The 17,342-nt window shown below is 47.3% G+C and carries 14 protein-coding genes; 1 reads left to right on the top strand and 13 read right to left on the bottom strand.

What is annotated here, in order from left to right; genetic code table 11:
* Positions 1–199: 199 nt before the first annotated feature.
* Positions 200–835, top strand: a complete 636-nt coding sequence (locus B2Z67_RS11490; RefSeq protein ID WP_291529971.1) for an AAA family ATPase — start codon at positions 200–202, stop codon at positions 833–835.
* An 894-nt stretch (positions 836–1,729) separates the two neighbouring features.
* Here B2Z67_RS11490 and B2Z67_RS11485 read toward each other — a convergent pair.
* The 13 genes from B2Z67_RS11485 to dxs form a co-directional block, all read right to left on the bottom strand.
* Entirely contained in the window at positions 1,730–3,169 is a 1,440-nt protein-coding gene (locus B2Z67_RS11485; RefSeq protein ID WP_291529970.1) for an NADH-quinone oxidoreductase subunit N, read from the bottom strand.
* Positions 3,170–3,216: 47 nt separating this feature from the next.
* Positions 3,217–4,704, bottom strand: coding sequence for a complex I subunit 4 family protein (locus B2Z67_RS11480; RefSeq protein ID WP_291529969.1), 1,488 nt, complete (start codon positions 4,702–4,704; stop codon positions 3,217–3,219).
* A gap of 148 nt (positions 4,705–4,852) precedes the next feature.
* Positions 4,853–6,799 carry an NADH-quinone oxidoreductase subunit L gene (gene nuoL / locus B2Z67_RS11475; RefSeq protein WP_291529968.1) on the bottom strand — a complete coding sequence of 649 codons (1,947 nt, stop codon included), beginning with the start codon at positions 6,797–6,799 and terminating at the stop codon, positions 4,853–4,855.
* Between the two features lie 16 nt (positions 6,800–6,815).
* Complete coding sequence (gene nuoK / locus B2Z67_RS11470; protein WP_291529967.1) at positions 6,816–7,124, bottom strand: NADH-quinone oxidoreductase subunit NuoK; 309 nt, start codon at positions 7,122–7,124, stop codon at positions 6,816–6,818.
* 30 nt (positions 7,125–7,154) lie between these two features.
* Positions 7,155–7,670 (bottom strand): NADH-quinone oxidoreductase subunit J, encoded by a 516-nt coding sequence (locus B2Z67_RS11465; RefSeq protein ID WP_291529966.1) that lies wholly within the window; start codon positions 7,668–7,670, stop codon positions 7,155–7,157.
* A gap of 92 nt (positions 7,671–7,762) precedes the next feature.
* The gene (locus tag B2Z67_RS11460) at positions 7,763–8,239 is read right to left on the bottom strand and encodes a 4Fe-4S binding protein (RefSeq protein ID WP_291529965.1); all 477 of its coding nucleotides are present in this window, start codon (positions 8,237–8,239) and stop codon (positions 7,763–7,765) included.
* Positions 8,240–8,333: 94 nt separating this feature from the next.
* Positions 8,334–9,410 carry an NADH-quinone oxidoreductase subunit NuoH gene (gene nuoH, locus B2Z67_RS11455; protein WP_291529964.1) on the bottom strand — a complete coding sequence of 359 codons (1,077 nt, stop codon included), beginning with the start codon at positions 9,408–9,410 and terminating at the stop codon, positions 8,334–8,336.
* Between the two features lie 109 nt (positions 9,411–9,519).
* Positions 9,520–11,112 (bottom strand): NADH-quinone oxidoreductase subunit D, encoded by a 1,593-nt coding sequence (locus B2Z67_RS11450; RefSeq protein WP_291529963.1) that lies wholly within the window; start codon positions 11,110–11,112, stop codon positions 9,520–9,522.
* Position 11,113: 1 nt separating this feature from the next.
* The gene (locus tag B2Z67_RS11445; protein WP_291529962.1) at positions 11,114–11,701 is read right to left on the bottom strand and encodes an NADH-quinone oxidoreductase subunit B; all 588 of its coding nucleotides are present in this window, start codon (positions 11,699–11,701) and stop codon (positions 11,114–11,116) included.
* A complete protein-coding gene (locus B2Z67_RS11440) occupies positions 11,692–12,042 on the bottom strand; it encodes an NADH-quinone oxidoreductase subunit A (RefSeq protein WP_291529961.1) in 351 nt (116 codons plus the stop codon). The genes B2Z67_RS11445 and B2Z67_RS11440 overlap by 10 nt, the downstream gene beginning before the upstream one ends.
* Before the next feature lie 204 nt (positions 12,043–12,246).
* Positions 12,247–13,698 (bottom strand): TrkH family potassium uptake protein, encoded by a 1,452-nt coding sequence (locus B2Z67_RS11435; protein WP_291529960.1) that lies wholly within the window; start codon positions 13,696–13,698, stop codon positions 12,247–12,249.
* Between the two features lie 37 nt (positions 13,699–13,735).
* Positions 13,736–15,076, bottom strand: a complete 1,341-nt coding sequence (gene trkA, locus B2Z67_RS11430) for a Trk system potassium transporter TrkA (RefSeq protein WP_291529959.1) — start codon at positions 15,074–15,076, stop codon at positions 13,736–13,738.
* 71 nt (positions 15,077–15,147) lie between these two features.
* On the bottom strand, positions 15,148–17,055 hold the full coding sequence (dxs, locus tag B2Z67_RS11425) for a 1-deoxy-D-xylulose-5-phosphate synthase (protein ID WP_291529958.1): 1,908 nt from the start codon (positions 17,053–17,055) through the stop codon (positions 15,148–15,150).
* Positions 17,056–17,342 lie beyond the last annotated feature (287 nt).

Here is a 17,342-nt window from a genome sequence, read left to right as displayed (position 1 = left end):
AACGAAGTACTTACACTATGAATCACACAGGTTAGGAAAGGTTTAAGAACTCATAGAAACAGAGAAACATCCTCAAAAACAACTCTCAAAGGAATGCCGGACAAAATCAGGACAGTTTCTGAAAGGATATTATCCTTTTCTTTGTTTCTATATTATTAATCCTTACTTTTGTTATTGTAAAACCAAATAGATTGAAGCTATGAATGAAAAGTTTGTTGTGAATATCGGCCGGCAATTGGGAAGTGGCGGAAAAGAAATAGGAGAGAAACTGGCAGCCCGGTTGGGGATTGATTTCTATGATAAGGAGTTGATAACTCTGGCTTCTAAAGAGAGCGGCTTGTGCCGTGAGCTTTTCGAGAAAGCCGATGAACGCGCTTCGCAGGGTGTTATCGGCGGATTGTTCGGGATGCGTTTCCCCTTTGTGGGTGAAGGAGTTCTACCTGCACAGAATTGCCTGAGCGACGATGCGCTTTTCAAAGTACAGAGTGATGTAATCCGTCGGTTGGCAGCCGAGAAGTCCTGTCTTTTTGTGGGGCGTTGCGCCGACTATATCCTGCGCGAACATCCATGCTGCATCAACATCTTTATTTTCTCTTCACAAGAAGCGCGTATCCAGCGTCTTCGTGCATTACATCACATTTCGGAGGAAGAAGCGAAAAGTATGATAAGTAAGGCCGATAAGAAACGTTCCGAGTATTATAATTACTATAGTTATAAGACTTGGGGAGTGGCAGCGACTTATCACCTTTGCATTGATTCTTCTGTATTAGGCGTAGAAAAGACGATAGATTTCATTGAAGACTTTGTGCGACTTAAGTTAGGCGAGGTGGAATAACATCCTGCCTAAGAGTGTGAACATCGTTACTGTCAAATTGATATTCTGTATTTTTAGTCGCCTGAGAATGCGATATTTCCGTCCGAAGGCAGAGTTGGCTGGAAATACGGGAGTAAAAATCCGTATCTTGCTGACAGATAGCGGAATATCGAAATCTATACATCTCTAAAAAATACGGAAGATTTCTTTGGAGGGATTTTTAGTGATTTTCGAGGGGTTTTTTAAGAACGTTCCGATAGTTTTTTAAAAACTATCGGAACGTTTTTTAAAACTGCCGGAAGAATTATTAAGACTATTCATACCGGATAGTGCTGCTTTTTATACGACATATATGCGGTTCACGGACGGGATATATGCGGTTCGCGCACGGGCTATATGCGGTTCACGGACGGGATATATGTGGTTCGCAGACGGGCTATATGCGGTTCACGAGCGGGCTATATGCGGTTCACGCACAGAATTGCCTGGTTCGCGCTCTGTATTATTCCGTTCGCGCAGGAAGCATACAATTATTGCATAAATTCCGTATATCGGCCACGAATCATGCGGAATATCTGTATATATATTCAGAATATCGTGTTTGCAGTTTCTATTTCCCCTTTTTCTGCGGAATGTTTTGTTATGGAAAAGATGCTTTTGCTGTCTTTTTGCGATCACGTATCACTTGCGGAGCTACATATTGTTATTTGATATGTTTCAGGTGCGGATTACGATTTAGTATCTCTGTCAGCGAAGCTAATAGAGATACTAAGTAATGATTAAAAAATAACTTGGTACAGATTAAGACGGCACTGATGAGATGCAGTCTCTTTCTTTAATCAAAAACTGTCCCAACTTATTTTTTTACGCTTACTAAAGCATAATCCGCGCCTGAATAATATCATCAACCACCTGCTATAACCCGAACGTGAACTTATCTATATTCTGATAGATAATGCTTGCGAAACTCAGCACGATGATACCCAACGTACAAATAACGAGGCTGGCGCGTGTATAGTTATCACTGCGAAAGGCGGCGATAGGCTCGTCATTCTTATTAATGTACATTGCCTTTACAATCTTCAGATAGTAGTATAGCGACAGTACCGTATTGACCAATGCAATGAACACCAGCAAATGGAAACCGCTCTGAAAAGCCGCCGCGAAGATAAAGAACTTCGAGAAGAAGCCTGCAAACGGCGGAATACCTGCCAATGAGAATAATGCCAGCGTCATGAGGAATGCCAGTTTGGGATTGGTGGAGTACAATCCGTTGTACTCTTCCAGCGTGAAACGATGGGCGCGCAGGGCTACAATCGTAATTACCGTAAACACCGCCAGATTGGCAAAGAGGTAAATAAGCACATAATATACCAGCGACGTCATGCCTTGAGATGTTCCGCTGATAACTCCCAGCATGATGTATCCTGCCTGCGAGATGCTGGAAAATGCCATCAAACGTTTCAGGTTCTCCTGACGTAAGGCGAACAGATTGCCCAGCGTGATACTGGCAATGATAGCCCAATACAACACTTCACGCCATTGGTCTACCATCGGAGCAAATGCCTTGACAAGGATAGTCATCAGCACAAATGCCGCAGAACCTTTGGAAATGACGCTCAAATAAGCGGTTACCGTACTTGGGGCGCCTTCGTATACGTCCGCCGTCCACAAGTGGAAGGGGACAAGGGAAATCTTGAAGCCCATGCCGGCAAAGAAGAACACGAACGCCATTATCTGCAAAGCATTCCCGTTCAGGTGGGCAGTGATATCATTGAAATAGAGAGTGCCTACCGTTCCGTATATCAGTGAGATGCCGTAAAGCAGCAAGCCGCTGGAGAACAGGGCGGTTAGTATGTACTTGGCACCCGCTTCGGCAGAGTGGTGGCGGTATTTGTCGAAAGCCACCAATGCAGCCATTGGGATACTCGCCGTTTCCAATCCGATGAAGAACATAAGGAAATGGCCTGCGGATATCATGAAGTACATACCAAGTAAAGTGGAGAGGGTGAGCAAGTAAAACTCGCCTTGCTTGATAAAAGTATCCGGTAGTTTCAGCCATTCGTGCGCCATCAGGAAAACGATAAGCGTTCCTACGCTAAGTATGGACTTCACGATGCTTTGTATCGGGGCGTTATGGTACATTCCGCCGAAAGCGTCGGCAGCAGGACCGGGGATAATCGTAATCAGCGTATGTATCGTGAGCAATACAACGGGCAGCATGGTGTTCAACTGCGGTTTGCCGTCTCTTTTGTGAGCGTCGGGACTCATGAAGAGGTCGGCTACGAAGAGAATGACGATGACAGCTATCAGCGAAAGCTCTTCCTTGAGAATGAGAAACTGGGAATAATCCATGTTATTTAGTGATTAACTGTTAGCGGTTAGTGATTAACTGTTAGTGGTTAGTGATTAGCGAATATGCTTACCAGGGGTACTACGCTGTCTCCAATCATATTACTTATCCACAACGGGGCGATGCCCAGGCCTGCAACGCATACGATGAGGATGATGACGGCGGTGCGTTCATCCCAAGTGGCATCGGTCAATGTCAGGTGGTGCTTGTTGGCGCATGTGCCGTAGAGTATCTTGCCGACGAGCCTCAGAATATAAACGGCGGTAATCACAATCGAAGTGCAAGCGATAATAGTCCATGTGCGGTGGAAGACATCTGCGTGCTGGAAGGCGCCGTTAAAGATGGTCATTTCGGCCACGAATCCGCTAAGTCCCGGAAGTCCGAGGTTGGCAAGTCCGGCAATCACGTAGCAAACTGCAAGGAAAGGCATGATTTTCATTAAGCCGCTCAGCTCGCGTACGTCACGTGTGTGAGTACGCCCGTAAATCATACCGATAAGCGCGAAGAACAGGGCTGTCATCAAACCGTGACTGAGCATCTGCAATACGGCGCCGGTACAGGCAGTCCGGTTCATCATCAGGATGGCAAAGAGTACTAAACCGCAGTGCGATACGGAGGAATAGGCGTTGATATACTTCAAGTCCGTTTGTACACACGCAGAGAATGCGCCGTAAACCACGGAGATGCCTGTCAGTATCAGGAATATCCAGCCGAGTTCCTGCGCAGCTTCAGGCATCAGGTACATGGCTATGCGGAAACAGCCGTAACCGCCGAGCTTCATCAATACACCGGCGTGGAGCATACTCACGGCTGTGGGCGCCGAAGCATGGCCGTCGGGACTCCATGTATGGAACGGGAATAATGCACCAAGCACACCGAAACCCAGGAAAGTGAGCGGGAACCAGATGCGTTGTTGTTCGATGGGAATATTGTGCAATGCGGCGATGTCCAGCAAGTTCATGGTAGTACCGCCTGAACCGTAATAGATGCCGAGGATACCAATCAGCAGGAATGCCGAACCGCCCATCAACATCAATGTCAGTTTCATGGCGGAATATTCTTTGCGTCCGCTGCCCCACACGCCGATAAGCAGGTACATCGGTATCAGCGCCACTTCATAGAACATGAACATGGTGAACAAATCGGTAGAGATAAAGAAGCCGAATACTCCCATGGAAAGCAGGGTGAACCAAAGGAAATACTCTTTGGTCAACGGTTGCAGGCGCCAGGAAGCAAAGGTTCCGGTAAAAACGATGATGGCGGAGAGTAGCAACATGGCTACGGAAATGCCGTCTACGCCGACAGAGTAGTGTATGTTGAGCGCCGGATACCAGGGAACGTCTGCGCGGAAAAGCATTTCGGCAGTGTCGCCGGCGGCGCGTGCTTGCAGGTATGCAATGGTAAGGCCGACAGCAGCTATTACCAGAGCCGAAGCTCCTGTAACCATCACCGTACGTATCTGCCTGAGGTTGCGGCTCAGCCAGAGGGCGAGAAGCATCAGCAGGGGAATGAGAACAAAAATACTTAATATATTCATATTGCAATATTGTTTTATAATTATCTCACATTCTTAGAAGCTGTTTTGAATTTATTCCTAATGCGAGTCAGGGGTTAAGGAGTTATCACTTCGCTCAAGAGTTATCAGCCCTCAAGCGGGCTTAGGCGTTAAAGCCGATAGTCTTGTTTTACAGCAGCAACATCAGAATCAACGCCAGCGTACCCAACAGGAATACGTATGTATATTGCTGAATCTGTCCGCTTTGCAAGCCGCGTATCTCATCACTGGTAGCATTTGCGCTCCAGGCAAGGAAGTTGAAGAAACCGTCTACCACATGGTGGTCGAACCAGGCAATGGGACGGGAAATGCAACCGAATATAATCTTGTGGGTAATGAACCGGTACACATCATCAATATAAAAACGATGATAAGCAGCCGTCCACAACCTGCGGAAGCGGCGGGCAAGTGCATTGGCAACAGGCTGCTCTGCTCTTGCATACATATAAGTGGCAATCGCAATTGAAGCGACGGCAATCGCAATACTGGTGCCCGCTACCGTCCAATCGAGATGAATTTCATAAGCCGTTCCATTAGATGAAATGAACTTGCCGAAAGGAATGAAGCCTGCTACGACAGTTACAACCGCAAGAAATATCAGCGGCAGAGTCATTGCCAACGGACTCTCATGAGGAGTGTGAGAGTGATTAGCGTTTAGTGATGAGTGATTAGTAGGCTGCGCTTGCTTATCACTAATCACTAATCGTTTATCACTAATTGCCTTTCCCCAGAAAATACCGTAGTAAAGGCGGAACATATAGAATGCCGTCATTGCAGCAATCACTGTCATAATCCAACCCATTGCGGGACTGAACTCGAAACATGCAGTCAATATTTCATCTTTGGAGAAGAATCCGGAGAACGGAGGTATGCCGGCAATAGCAAGGCAAGCAATCAGGAACGTTGCATGCGTCACAGGCATGTACTTGCGTAATCCACCCATAGCGGACATCTCATTACTGTGCACTGCGTGGATAATACTGCCTGCTCCGAGGAAGAGCAGCGCTTTGAACATGGCATGTGTAAACAAGTGGAACATTCCTGCCATGTATCCCAATCCTCCGTGATGGGGGTCGGCAGAAGTACATACGCCCAATGCTACCATCATAAAGCCGATTTGGGAAATCGTAGAGAAGGCAAGCACACGCTTGATGTCACTTTGTACGCAGGCAACCGAAGCGGCATAAAGTGCGGTGAATGCTCCGATGTAAGCTACCAGATGCAGCACATCCGGTGCATAACCGATAAACAGCGGGAACATTCGTGCTACGAGATAAACTCCGGCAACAACCATTGTCGCCGCATGAATCAATGCGGAAACGGGAGTTGGCCCTTCCATTGCATCCGGTAGCCAGATGTGCAGCGGGAACATGGCGCTCTTTCCGGCGCCGCCTGTAAACATCAGTCCCAATGCCAGCGGTATCATGGTTGCACCACCTTTCAGCAGCGCCATCTGATTAGGTTCAAAGGTGTACGTTCCGGCATAATAACCGTAGACAAGGATACCGATCAGGAAGCCCAGGTCTGCAAAACGGGTGACGATGAATGCCTTCTTGCTTGCCGCGACAGCAGCCGGTTTCGTATAATAAAAACCGATTAACAAGTAAGACGAAACGCCCACCAGTTCCCAGAACAGATACATCTGGAAGATATTGGTAGCCACTACCAGCCCCAACATGGACATAGTGAAAAGGCTGAGAAATGCGTAATAACGTTGGAAACCGTGTTCCCCCTTCATGTAACCGAAAGAGTAGATGTGTACCATCAGTGACACGGTAGAGATGACAATAAGCATCATCACCGAAATAGGGTCGAGCAATATGCCCAAGTCAATACTCAGCGTCGGGGTGAAAGGCAGCCATGTTATATTGTAAGGCATAAGTGTGGCAAAAGTACCGTCCGCCAGACGTGGGGCGGAGAAATATTGCCAGGCAGTGGCATAGCTCACTATGGCTACCACGCCTAATACAGTAGTGCCAATGATGCCTGCCGTTCGATGCGTCATCCATTTGCCGCCAATCCCCAACACAAGGAAGGAGAGGAGAGGAAGCAGGAGAATGAGGATTGTATATTCCATATATAATTCTTTTTGGTTACCATTTCAAATCATCCAGCTTGTTAACCTGGATACTTCGTATGTTGCGGTAGATATTAATCATAATTGCGATAGCTACTGCCGTTTCGGCTGCCGAAATAGCAATGGAGAACAAGGCGAAAAAGTACCCTTCCAGTCCGCCGGGGAAGAGGAAACGATTGAATACGGCGAAGTTGATATCCGTAGCATTCAGTATCAATTCAATGCTGATAAGTATTGCCAGTGTGTTGCGGCGGGTGAAGAACCCGTAGATGCCGGCGAAAAACATGATAGCTGAAACTATCAGGTAATATTCCATGTGTATCATAATCAAATGCTTATTATTAATTAGTAGCTATCATCGCTTGCGTGCAATCATCAGGCCGCCCACAATACATGCCAGCAACAAGATGCTGACGGCTTCGAAGGGAAGCAGATAACCGTATTTGTCTCCACTCAACATGGCATTTCCGATGGTTTTGATATTGATTTCCAGCGGTGCGATGTCGGTAGTTGCAATGAACTTATATTTCAATGTGATGAACAGTACAATGACGGCGCCGCCTACTGTTGCACCCAGACCTGCCAATAGTTTACTGCGTTTCAGCCTGTCGGCAGTGCGGTCTCCTTCACCACTGGTCAACAGGATGGAGAAGACGTAAAGCACTACAATGCCGCCGGCATAAACCATGATTTGTACCGAACCCAGGAATGTATAGCCCAGCAGGAAGTAAATGCCTGCCGTGCCGAGAAGTGTGAACAGCAGATATGTTGCCGAGCGTACCATGTGGCGTGTAGTCACAGTAAGTATGGAGCACACAGTGATGAACGCTGCCAAGAAGTAGAATACTACGGTTTCAAGGGTTATTTCCATTTGAATTAGTTTTTTAGTTTTTAGTGATTAATGATTAGCAGGTAACACATCCGTATGCCGCATGGCACTAACCACTTATCACTCATCGTTAATCATTTATTAATTACGTTGCTGCCCGGACGATTAAGCGTCTTCACCAGCCTTGTCCTGTCAAACACTGCATGCTCGAAGCTGGTATCGAATGTGATGGCATCGTGCGGACAAGCAGTGACGCAAAGCTGGCAAAACATACACGACCCAAGGTCATATTGATATTCCGCCAATACCTTCTTTTTCTTGCCGTCCCCGGTTTCTATCGTTTCGCTTACTACGTTGATGGTATCATTGGGACATGCTATCTGGCACAGCCCGCAGGCAATGCAATGATGTTCGTTCAGCTCATTATGCGGCATGGTCAGTGTCCCGCGGAAACGGTCGAACATCTTTAATGTCGCACGGTTCTCCGGATACTGTTCCGTCACTTTCCGGCGCCAGAATACGGTCATGGTAGTTTTCATTCCTGTCAGCAAGGAACATATTCCATGTATCAGTCCACCTAAATAACTATATGTTTCGTTTTCATCCTTCATTATCTCTATTATATTTAATTTATCCGAAAGTGAATATTGCTTTCCGGCCTTATACCGGTCTGAATGGAAATCAGATTTTGCATTACCTCACTAATCAGAAGTGCAGTTTGAATACAACAATCAGTACCATTATTATCAGGTTTATCATTGAAATGGGCACCAGATATTTCCATTCCAGCGCCAGAATCTGGTCGATACGCAGCCGTGGGAACGTCCATTTGATCCACATCAGCAGGAACACTACGAAGAATGCCTTTCCGAAAAACCAGATAAAGCCCGGAATATAATCCATTACAGCATTAAAGCCATCCAGTCCTGCAATATGCAATGGCATCCAGCCTCCCAGGAAGATGGTAGCGGCTACACCGGCTACGATAAATAAGTTCAGATATTCCGCCAGATAAAAGAAACCGAAGTGCATACCGCTATATTCGGTATGATATCCTGCCGTCAGTTCACTTTCCGCTTCGGGTAAATCGAACGGGCCACGGTTACATTCGGCATTTCCGGCTATCAGGTAGATAATGAAAGCAATGACTGCCGGGATGTGTCCTTTGAAAATGAACCATCCGTCAGCTTGTCCTTCTACAATTTCAGAGAATTGCATGGTTCCCATCAGTACTACCATCGTTAGGATGCTCAGTCCTACGGATAACTCGTACGAGATTATCTGTGCTCCGCTTCGCATAGCCCCGATGAGTGAGAACTTATTGTTTGAACCCCATCCTGCCAGCAAAATGCCTATTACCCCCATACTCGATGCCGCCAGCAGGAAGAACACGCCTACGTTAAAGTCCAGCACTTCCATACCTTTATTTATAGGCAAACAGGCAAATGTCAGGAATGAGGCAATGATAACCATGAATGGCGCCAGGTTATAGAGAAAGCGGTCGGCGCTTTTCGGAGTGAAGATTTCCTTGGTCAGCATCTTCAGCACATCGCAAATGACCTGAATGCTACCCCACTTGCCTACACGGTTCGGTCCGATGCGGCATTGGAAGAATGCGCATATCTTGCGCTCCATATAAATCAATAAGATGGCAAGCACGGCATACATTAGAATGATGCATACGCCAATCACTATGCATTCGAGGAGTATTGCCAGACCTTCCGGCATAAAGGAAGTCAGAGTCTGGTGTATCCAGTTGGTTACTATACTAAAGTCAAACACGTTATTTAGTTATGTTGTTAGTTATTAGTTGTTAGTGATTAGTGATTAATACTTCTTTCAGTGTGACAGCGTACCCGCTAACCACTAATCACTAATCGTTAATCATTAATTACCTGTCAATATCCGGCACTACATAATCCAGTGTTCCTCCGATGGCTATCAGGTCGGCAATCTTCACTCCCCGGCAGATGGTGTCTACGGTACTTACCAGCGGTAATCCCGTTGAACGGAAATGCAGGCGATATGGGGTTTTGTCTCCATGACTTTCCAGGAAGATACCAAACTCCCCACGACTACTTTCCACGGAAGTGTAATACTGTCCTTCCGGAACACGGATAACAGGTTTCATCTTTTCCTGATAGGAACCTTCGGGAATATTGTCAATAAGCTGTTCAATGATATTCATGCTTTCCATGATTTCGTCCATACGAACCATGTAGCGCGCCCAGGAGTCTCCTTCGGTATAAACGATTTCTTTGAAATCCACTTTGTCGTACACTCCATACGGGTGACGTTTGCGTACGTCGCAAGCCCAGCCGCTGGCGCGTCCCGTGCCCCCTGTGGCTCCAAAAGAGATGGCATCTTCACGACTCAGCACACCTACGCCTTTCAGACGTTGCCGGGCAATGATATTGCCGGTGAATACTTCGTGGTATTCGTGAATAATTCCGCGCAGGTATGGGATAAACTCTTTCACCCGTTTCTGAAAACCAGGATGAAGGTCAGCCTGTACGCCGCCGATGGTGTTATAGTTCATGATAAGGCGTCCGCCGCAAGTTTCTTCGAAGATGTCGAGTATCCTTTCCCGGTCGCGGAAACCGTAGAAGAAAGCGGTTAATGCCCCGAGATCCATTGCCAGGCAAGAGTAGAACAATAAGTGGGAGTCGATGCGCTGCAATTCGTCCATGATGGTGCGTATGTACTTTACACGGTTGCTTACTTCAATACCCATTGCCTGCTCGATGCACATACACAGCGCATGGCGATTCTGATGCGCGCCCAGGTAATCCAGGCGATCGGTCAGTGCTAATGTCTGGGGATAGGTGAGGTTTTCGCACATCTTCTCAATACCCCGGTGGATATAGCCGCAGTTAGCATCTATCTTTCCAATGGTTTCACCTTCCAGTGACACGCGGAAGCGCATTACACCATGCGTAGCAGGGTGTTGTGGGCCAATGTTTACCACATATTCTTCGTCACCGAAAAGTAACAGTTCCTTGTTCTGTATCGTACCGTCGGGATTCAGTTCCAATTCCATAGTGGTATCGATTGTTGCTTCGTTGTCCATACATAGCGGATTGTCCTTTTCAGGATCGTTGTCCTTACGCATGGGGTATCCTGTCCAGTCGTTACGAAGATAGAGACGGCGCATGTCGGGATGTCCGATGAAGATAATTCCGAAGAAGTCATATACTTCACGTTCCAGAAAGTCTGCTGCTTTCCAGATATCGCTTACGCTTGGCAATTCAGGAGTTTCACGGTTCAGGGAAGCGGTACGTACCGCTAAACATTCGCCGGTAACGGTGGATTCCAGGTGATAAATCACTCCCAGTCCGCGTGGCGTATCCGGCGTGTCTTTTTCATCAGCTTCTCCCCAGTCCATGCCTGTCAGACATTTTAAAAAGTCCATCTGTTGCTCTTTGCGCAGACGAAACATTTCGTTGTGTAAGTCCGCAGGCGTTATAAATCGTATATTATCCATATTATGGTTCTGTTTCTTTCTCTTTCCGGTTTACTCCGCCGAAGAACTTCTCTATTTTCACTTTGCGCTGCAACTGCATCATGCCATAATAAAATGCTTCCGGACGAGGCGGACATCCCGGGATGTATACATCTACCGGCAAAATCTTATCTACCCCATTCACTACATGGTATGACTTCTTGAACGGTCCGCCGCTAACGGCGCATCCGCCTACGGCTATTACATATTTAGGATCAGGCATCTGGTCGTACAAGCGTTTCAGAACGGGAGCCATCTTATTGGTAATGGTTCCGCAAACCATAATCATGTCTGCCTGCCGCGGGCTGGCGCGGGCTACTTCAAATCCGAAGCGCGCCATGTCGTAGCGAGCGGCGCCCAGTGCCATGAACTCGATGCCGCAGCAACTTGTTGCAAACGTAAGCGGCCACAGCGAATTGCTGCGTCCCCAGTTGATGAAATCGTCCAGTACACCGAGAGCCACGTTGGTGCCGCCGGCATTAAGCTCGCGAACGAGTTTCTCAAGTGTTTCATTATCCGCAAACTCTTCATACGGGATAGATTTTATTTTCGGCTTTTTTGTTATTTCCATTCCAATGCTCCTTTCCGCCATGCATAAGCAAGTCCCAATATCAGAATTAACAGGAAAAACAAGATGCTGAACAGTCCCATCACTCCTTGCTCACGGGCGATGACCGCCCACGGGAACAAAAACACCGTCTCCACGTCGAACATGAGGAACAGGATGGCAAACAAATAATAACCCACCCGGAACTGCATCCACGATTTACCACGGGTAGGAATACCGCATTCGTACGCTTCCATCTTCTGTGGATTGTACGAACGGGGTGATATTGCTTTTGACAATGCGATAACAATACCCACGAAAGCGATTGCCGTCAACAAGACGGCTACTAACAAAGTGAAATTCATAAATCTAATTATATTTCAGATGTATATCTTAGGATAAGATACTTTGGAAAGCTATTCGCTTACCTCACTTTTGGTAAAATGATTATCTTCCTTGATTCGATTATGTCGTAATAAAAATCGCCCGCAAATGTATAACAAATCTTGCGCCTTTTTGTTATATGGAGATATCAAAAATAGATTGTTTTTGTTCTTTTGGGTTTTCCATCAATTCTTTTTCCAGAATTCCGGGGTGAAAAGCAGCAGTACTGTGAATAGTTCCAGGCGCCCAAGGAGCATAAGGAATGAAAGTAGCCATTTTGCTGCATCGGGCAACGCATTCCAGGAGAAAGCAGGACCGGTTTCACCTAACCCCGGTCCCATATTGCCGACGCTGGAAACCACGCAACCCACGGATTCTAAAAATCCGATGCCTAATCCCATCATAATCAATACGCTGATAATGATGATAACCGCATAAATAAAACAGAAAGCAAGTACTGTGGACTGCAAAGTCGGTGAAACCACTTGTTTATTGATTCTTACCGGAAGCACAGCGCTGGGGTGTAAGATACGTTTAAATTCATTGCGGGCAACTTTACCCAGAATCACCATCCGGATACATTTCAGACCGCCCGTTGTGCTTCCTGCGCAGGCTCCTATCAACATCACAATGGTCAGTAGTCCCCAGACAACAGCAGGCCACAACATATAGTCGTCCGTAGCAAAACCTGTGGAGGTGTGCAGTGAAATAACCTGAAACAGTGATTTCCTGAATGCATCTTCTATTCCTATTGATTCGGAATAATAAAGTATAGCTGCTATGATGGCAGTAAAAAGTACTACCGAGCCGAAATACCATTTCAATTCATCGTCCTGAATGATTTTCTTAAATTTCCGGTTGACAAAGAACAGTAACAGGGTGAAGTTGATGCCGGATATGAACATGAAGGCGGATATGATATATTCAAGATAAGGCGAGTTGTAGTGGGCTATGCTGGCTTGTTTGGTTGAGAAACCGCCTGTGCCTGTGGTGGCAAATGCATGGCAAACGCTATCGAACCAGTCCATGCCTCCCGACATCAGCAGAACAACAAGGATAAGGGTGATACCGGCATAGATACTCCAAATCCATTTGGCTGTGATGCCGATGCGCGGATGTACCTTGTCGTGCGTGGGGCCGCTTGCTTCGGCGGCGAATACTTGTGTGCCGTTTACGCCGAATATGGGGAGAATGGCGATTGTGAACATGATGATTCCTAAACCACCGATCCATTGTGTCATGCTGCGCCAGAAAAGTAATCCGTAGGGTAGTGTTTCAATGTCATCCAATATGCTGGAGCCTGTGCTGCTGAAGCCGGACATGGTTTCGAAGAAAGCATTGGTTATGTCGGGGATGTATCCGCTGATATAGAACGGCAACATGCCGAAGAATGAGAATGCCACCCAGGAAAAGCTGACGAGTACATATCCGTCTCTGCGTGTCAGTTGTTTATCGCCGCCTTTACCCCAAATCGCCAATAATAATCCGACACCTGCCGTGATACCTGCGGATATCCAGAAACTTACCAACGCTTTGTCCTGATAATAAAGCGAGATTCCGGAACATAACAACAGCATCACTGTTTCCAACAGCAAGAGAATGCCAATGATTCGTATAACGATTTTAAAGTTAATCATATTTCTTCTACTGAGGTTTCATAAGTTACTTCTCTTTTTAGCTAAAGTACTTCTCTATCTTCTTAATCATCATACTCAGACAGAATACCACTACATGGTCTCCCGGTAGTATTTGCGTATTACCCGTCACCACTATGCCTTCTCCGTGCCGAACAAGCCCTCCGATGGTGGTACCTTTCGGCAGTCCGAGGTCTTTCACCTGGTGCTTCGTGATTTTGGAGTCGGCTTTTACGGTGAACTCCGCAACGTCAGCATTGGCAAAGGTCAGACACTTCACATTGCTAACGTCCGCATCCAGCATCATCTGATAAATGTGGCTGGCAGTAATCATTTTCTTGTTGATAACTGTACCGATATCAAGGCTTTCCGCCATTCCTATATAATCGATGTTTTCTACTTCCGCCACGGTCTTACTGACGCCCATACGTTTGGCGGCAAGGCAAGAAAGTATATTTGTTTCGGAATTGCCTGTCAGGGCAACAAAGGCCTCCGTATTCCTCAAACCTTCCTCGAGAAGCAAATCCATATCGCGGCCATCGCCATTGATAATCATGACCTTGTCATCCAGAAGCTCTGTCAACCGGTTGCAACGGCTCAGGTCATTGTCTATGATTTTCACCTGCATATAGTCGGGTACGTACTGTGCCGTACGCACGGCAATCCGGCTTCCGCCCATAATCATTACGTTGCGGACGTCGGCATAATCTTCTTTACCGGCTATTTTCCGTATATAAGGTATGTATTTACGGGTGGTGGTAAAGTAAACAATGTCGTGCAGTTTAATGACATCATCCCCGCGGGGGATAATCGTTTCGTTGCCTCGTTTGATGGCTACAACGTGGTAAGGTTTGTCTGCTTCGGCAAGCTGGTGCAGGGGAATATCCAGTATTTCGGCTTTTTCGCGCATCTTCGTGCCGATAAGTATCAGTGAACCTCCGCAGAACTCCCACCATTGGCGCACCCAACTCATGCGGATGGAGGATACGACTTCTTTAGCGGCAAGCATTTCGGGATAGATTAGCGAGTCGACACCCAGCTTCTGGAAGAATTCCTTGTTTTTAGGCAGGAGATATTCATAATTGTCGATGCGGGCAACCGTTTTCTTTGCTCCGAGGTTAGTGGCCAGCATGCATGCGGTTACGTTACGGCTTTCGTCGGGAGTGACGGCTATGAACAACTCAGCCTCTTTGATTCCTGCTTCTTTCAGCCCCCGGATGGAAGTCGGAGACGCTGTAACCGTCATCAGGTCGAAGTTGGAGTTAAGTGTGCTCAACTTTTCTTCGTTGTCGTCCATCAGTATGATGTCCTGCTTTTCACGGGACAATAACTTGGCTAAGTGTGTGCCTACTGCACCGGCACCGGCAATAATAATTTTCACGTCACTTAATTATGAATGGTTGGTTATACTTTTAACTCCTCTGACTCCTGAGCAGAGCGATACTTCCTTAACTACTGATTCGTATTATTGATTGTATTAAAGATTCCCTCTTCGTCCATTCCGCACAGGTGGTATAATTCCTGTATGGTGCCGTGCTCCACGAACACGTCCGGTACGCCGATGCGTTGTACCTGCGGAGTATAGCCGTTGTCTGCCATAAACTCCAGGACAGCGCTACCCATGCCACCTTTCCGTGTACCGTCTTCCACGGTGATGATACGCGAAAATGAGCGTCCTATCTCGTGCAGCATATCCTCATCCAACGGCTTAAGGAAACGCAGGTCATAATGTGCGATTGAGATGTTTTTCTCCTTCTCCGCCCGTTCTATGGCTTCTCCGGCTATATTGCCTATCGGACCGATGGTGATGACGGCAATGTCTTTACCTTCTTTCAGTCTGCGCCCTTTGCCTACCGGAATTTCTTCCAACGGACATTTCCAGTCCGTCAGTACGCCCCGTCCGCGGGGATACCGGATGACGAATGTTCCCTTGTCCGGTAGTTGTGCCGTGTACATGAGCCGGCGCAACTCGTGCTCGTTCATGGGCGATGAAATCGTTAAGTTGGGGATAGGGCGGAAGTAGGCGAGGTCGAATACGCCGTGGTGTGTCGGGCCATCTTCACCTACCAGTCCGGCTCTGTCGAGGCAAAGCACTACAGGCAACCGGAGCATGGCAATGTCATGGATTACATTGTCGTAAGCCCGCTGCATAAATGCGGAATAGATGTTGCAGAACGGTTGCATGCCTTCCTTTGCCATACCGCCGGAGAAAGTGGCTGCATGTCCTTCGGCTATGCCGACATCGAAAGCGCGATCGGGCATTACGTCCATCAACCTATTCATGGAACAACCCGTGGGCATGGCTGGAGTTACGCCGACGATGTGCGGGTTTTGTTCGGCAAGTTCCACAAGCGTTTCGCCAAACACGTCCTGGTACAGGGGAGGGAGGTGGTGTGTATCTGTGGTGAAGCGTTCGCCTGTTACCGGGTTGAATATCCCCGGAGCGTGCCAAATGCCCGGTGCCTTTTCGGCTGGTTCGAACCCTTTGCCTTTTATGGTGTGCAGGTGCAGGATTTTAGGTCCTTGCATGTCTTTAATATCTCGCAGGATGCGTGCGATGTTCTTCACGTCGTGTCCGTCAACAGGGCCGAAATAACGGATATTCATCCCTTCGAAGATGTTTTGTTGTTGAGCGGCCATCGACTTCAGGCTGTTTGCGAAGCGGATAAGCGCCTTGCGGCGTTCTTCGTTGAGGATACCTATCCTGAATAGCATCTTGGATACTCTGAAGCGAAGTTGATTGTACCGGTTTGAGGTGGTCAGATTGAACAGGTATTGTTTCATGCCGCCCACGCTCCGGTCTATTGCCATGTCATTGTCATTGAGAATGATGAGCAAGTTGTTCGATGTGGACGAAGCATTGTTCAATCCCTCGAATGCCAGTCCGCCGCCCATGCTTCCGTCGCCGATAACAGCCACTACATGGCGGTCTTTTTCTCCCTTTTCGGCTGTTGCCACTGCCATGCCGAGTGCGGCGGAAATGGAGTTGGATGCGTGCCCGCATGTGAAGGTATCGTAATCGCTTTCGTCGGGTGAAGGGAAGGGGCGTATGCCTTTGAACTTCCGGTTGGTGGAGAATGTTTCGCGGCGTCCGGTTACTATCTTGTGTCCATAAGCCTGATGCCCTACGTCCCACACAATGCGGTCGTAGGGGGTGTTGAATACGTAATGCAGGGCTACGGTGAGTTCCACTGTTCCCAGGCTGGCTGCAAAGTGTCCCGGATTGCACGAAACTTCTTTTATAATGTCTTGCCGCAGTTCTTTGCAAAGTTCCGGAAGTAGCTCAACATTCAGTTTGCGCAGGTCTTCAGGAGTTGAAATAGAATTCAGCAAGTTGTATGTTGGTGTCTCTGTCTTCATCTCTATACTGAGGATTATGGATTGCAAAATTAGTAAAAGAAAGCAAGAGACTGTATTATTTCGTCGTTTTTTCAGGGCAACCGCACCAAAATCTTATTTATCCTGTAGTTATCCTGCATTATTCATCCTGCATTATTCATCCTGCATTATTCATCCTGTAGTTATCCTGTATTATTCATAGTGTAAGTACTTCGTTTACTATAAATGAGAATTTAGCGAAGATATGGATACGCGGATGGCGCGGAATAAGCGGACGAACGCGGACGAGCGCGGATTCTTCTCTTCTT

The organism is Bacteroides sp. UBA939 (assembly GCF_002293435.1).
Classification (GTDB): Bacteria; Bacteroidota; Bacteroidia; order Bacteroidales; family Bacteroidaceae; genus Bacteroides.
This window is presented reverse-complemented; position numbering and strand designations above follow the sequence as displayed.

Coding starts and splice junctions, on each gene's coding strand:
- B2Z67_RS11460 (WP_291529965.1), bottom strand. CDS start 8,239: ATGAAGGATGAAAACGAAACATATAGTTATTTAGGTGGACTGATACAT.
- B2Z67_RS11440 (WP_291529961.1), bottom strand. CDS start 12,042: ATGAATTTCACTTTGTTAGTAGCCGTCTTGTTGACGGCAATCGCTTTC.
- B2Z67_RS11445 (WP_291529962.1), bottom strand. CDS start 11,701: ATGGAAATAACAAAAAAGCCGAAAATAAAATCTATCCCGTATGAAGAG.
- B2Z67_RS11450 (WP_291529963.1), bottom strand. CDS start 11,112: ATGGATAATATACGATTTATAACGCCTGCGGACTTACACAACGAAATG.
- B2Z67_RS11480 (WP_291529969.1), bottom strand. CDS start 4,704: ATGAATATATTAAGTATTTTTGTTCTCATTCCCCTGCTGATGCTTCTC.
- B2Z67_RS11490 (WP_291529971.1), top strand. CDS start 200: ATGAATGAAAAGTTTGTTGTGAATATCGGCCGGCAATTGGGAAGTGGC.
- B2Z67_RS11435 (WP_291529960.1), bottom strand. CDS start 13,698: ATGATTAACTTTAAAATCGTTATACGAATCATTGGCATTCTCTTGCTG.
- B2Z67_RS11485 (WP_291529970.1), bottom strand. CDS start 3,169: ATGGATTATTCCCAGTTTCTCATTCTCAAGGAAGAGCTTTCGCTGATA.
- B2Z67_RS11465 (WP_291529966.1), bottom strand. CDS start 7,670: ATGGAAATAACCCTTGAAACCGTAGTATTCTACTTCTTGGCAGCGTTC.
- nuoK (WP_291529967.1), bottom strand. CDS start 7,124: ATGATACACATGGAATATTACCTGATAGTTTCAGCTATCATGTTTTTC.
- dxs (WP_291529958.1), bottom strand. CDS start 17,055: ATGAAGACAGAGACACCAACATACAACTTGCTGAATTCTATTTCAACT.
- nuoL (WP_291529968.1), bottom strand. CDS start 6,799: ATGGAATATACAATCCTCATTCTCCTGCTTCCTCTCCTCTCCTTCCTT.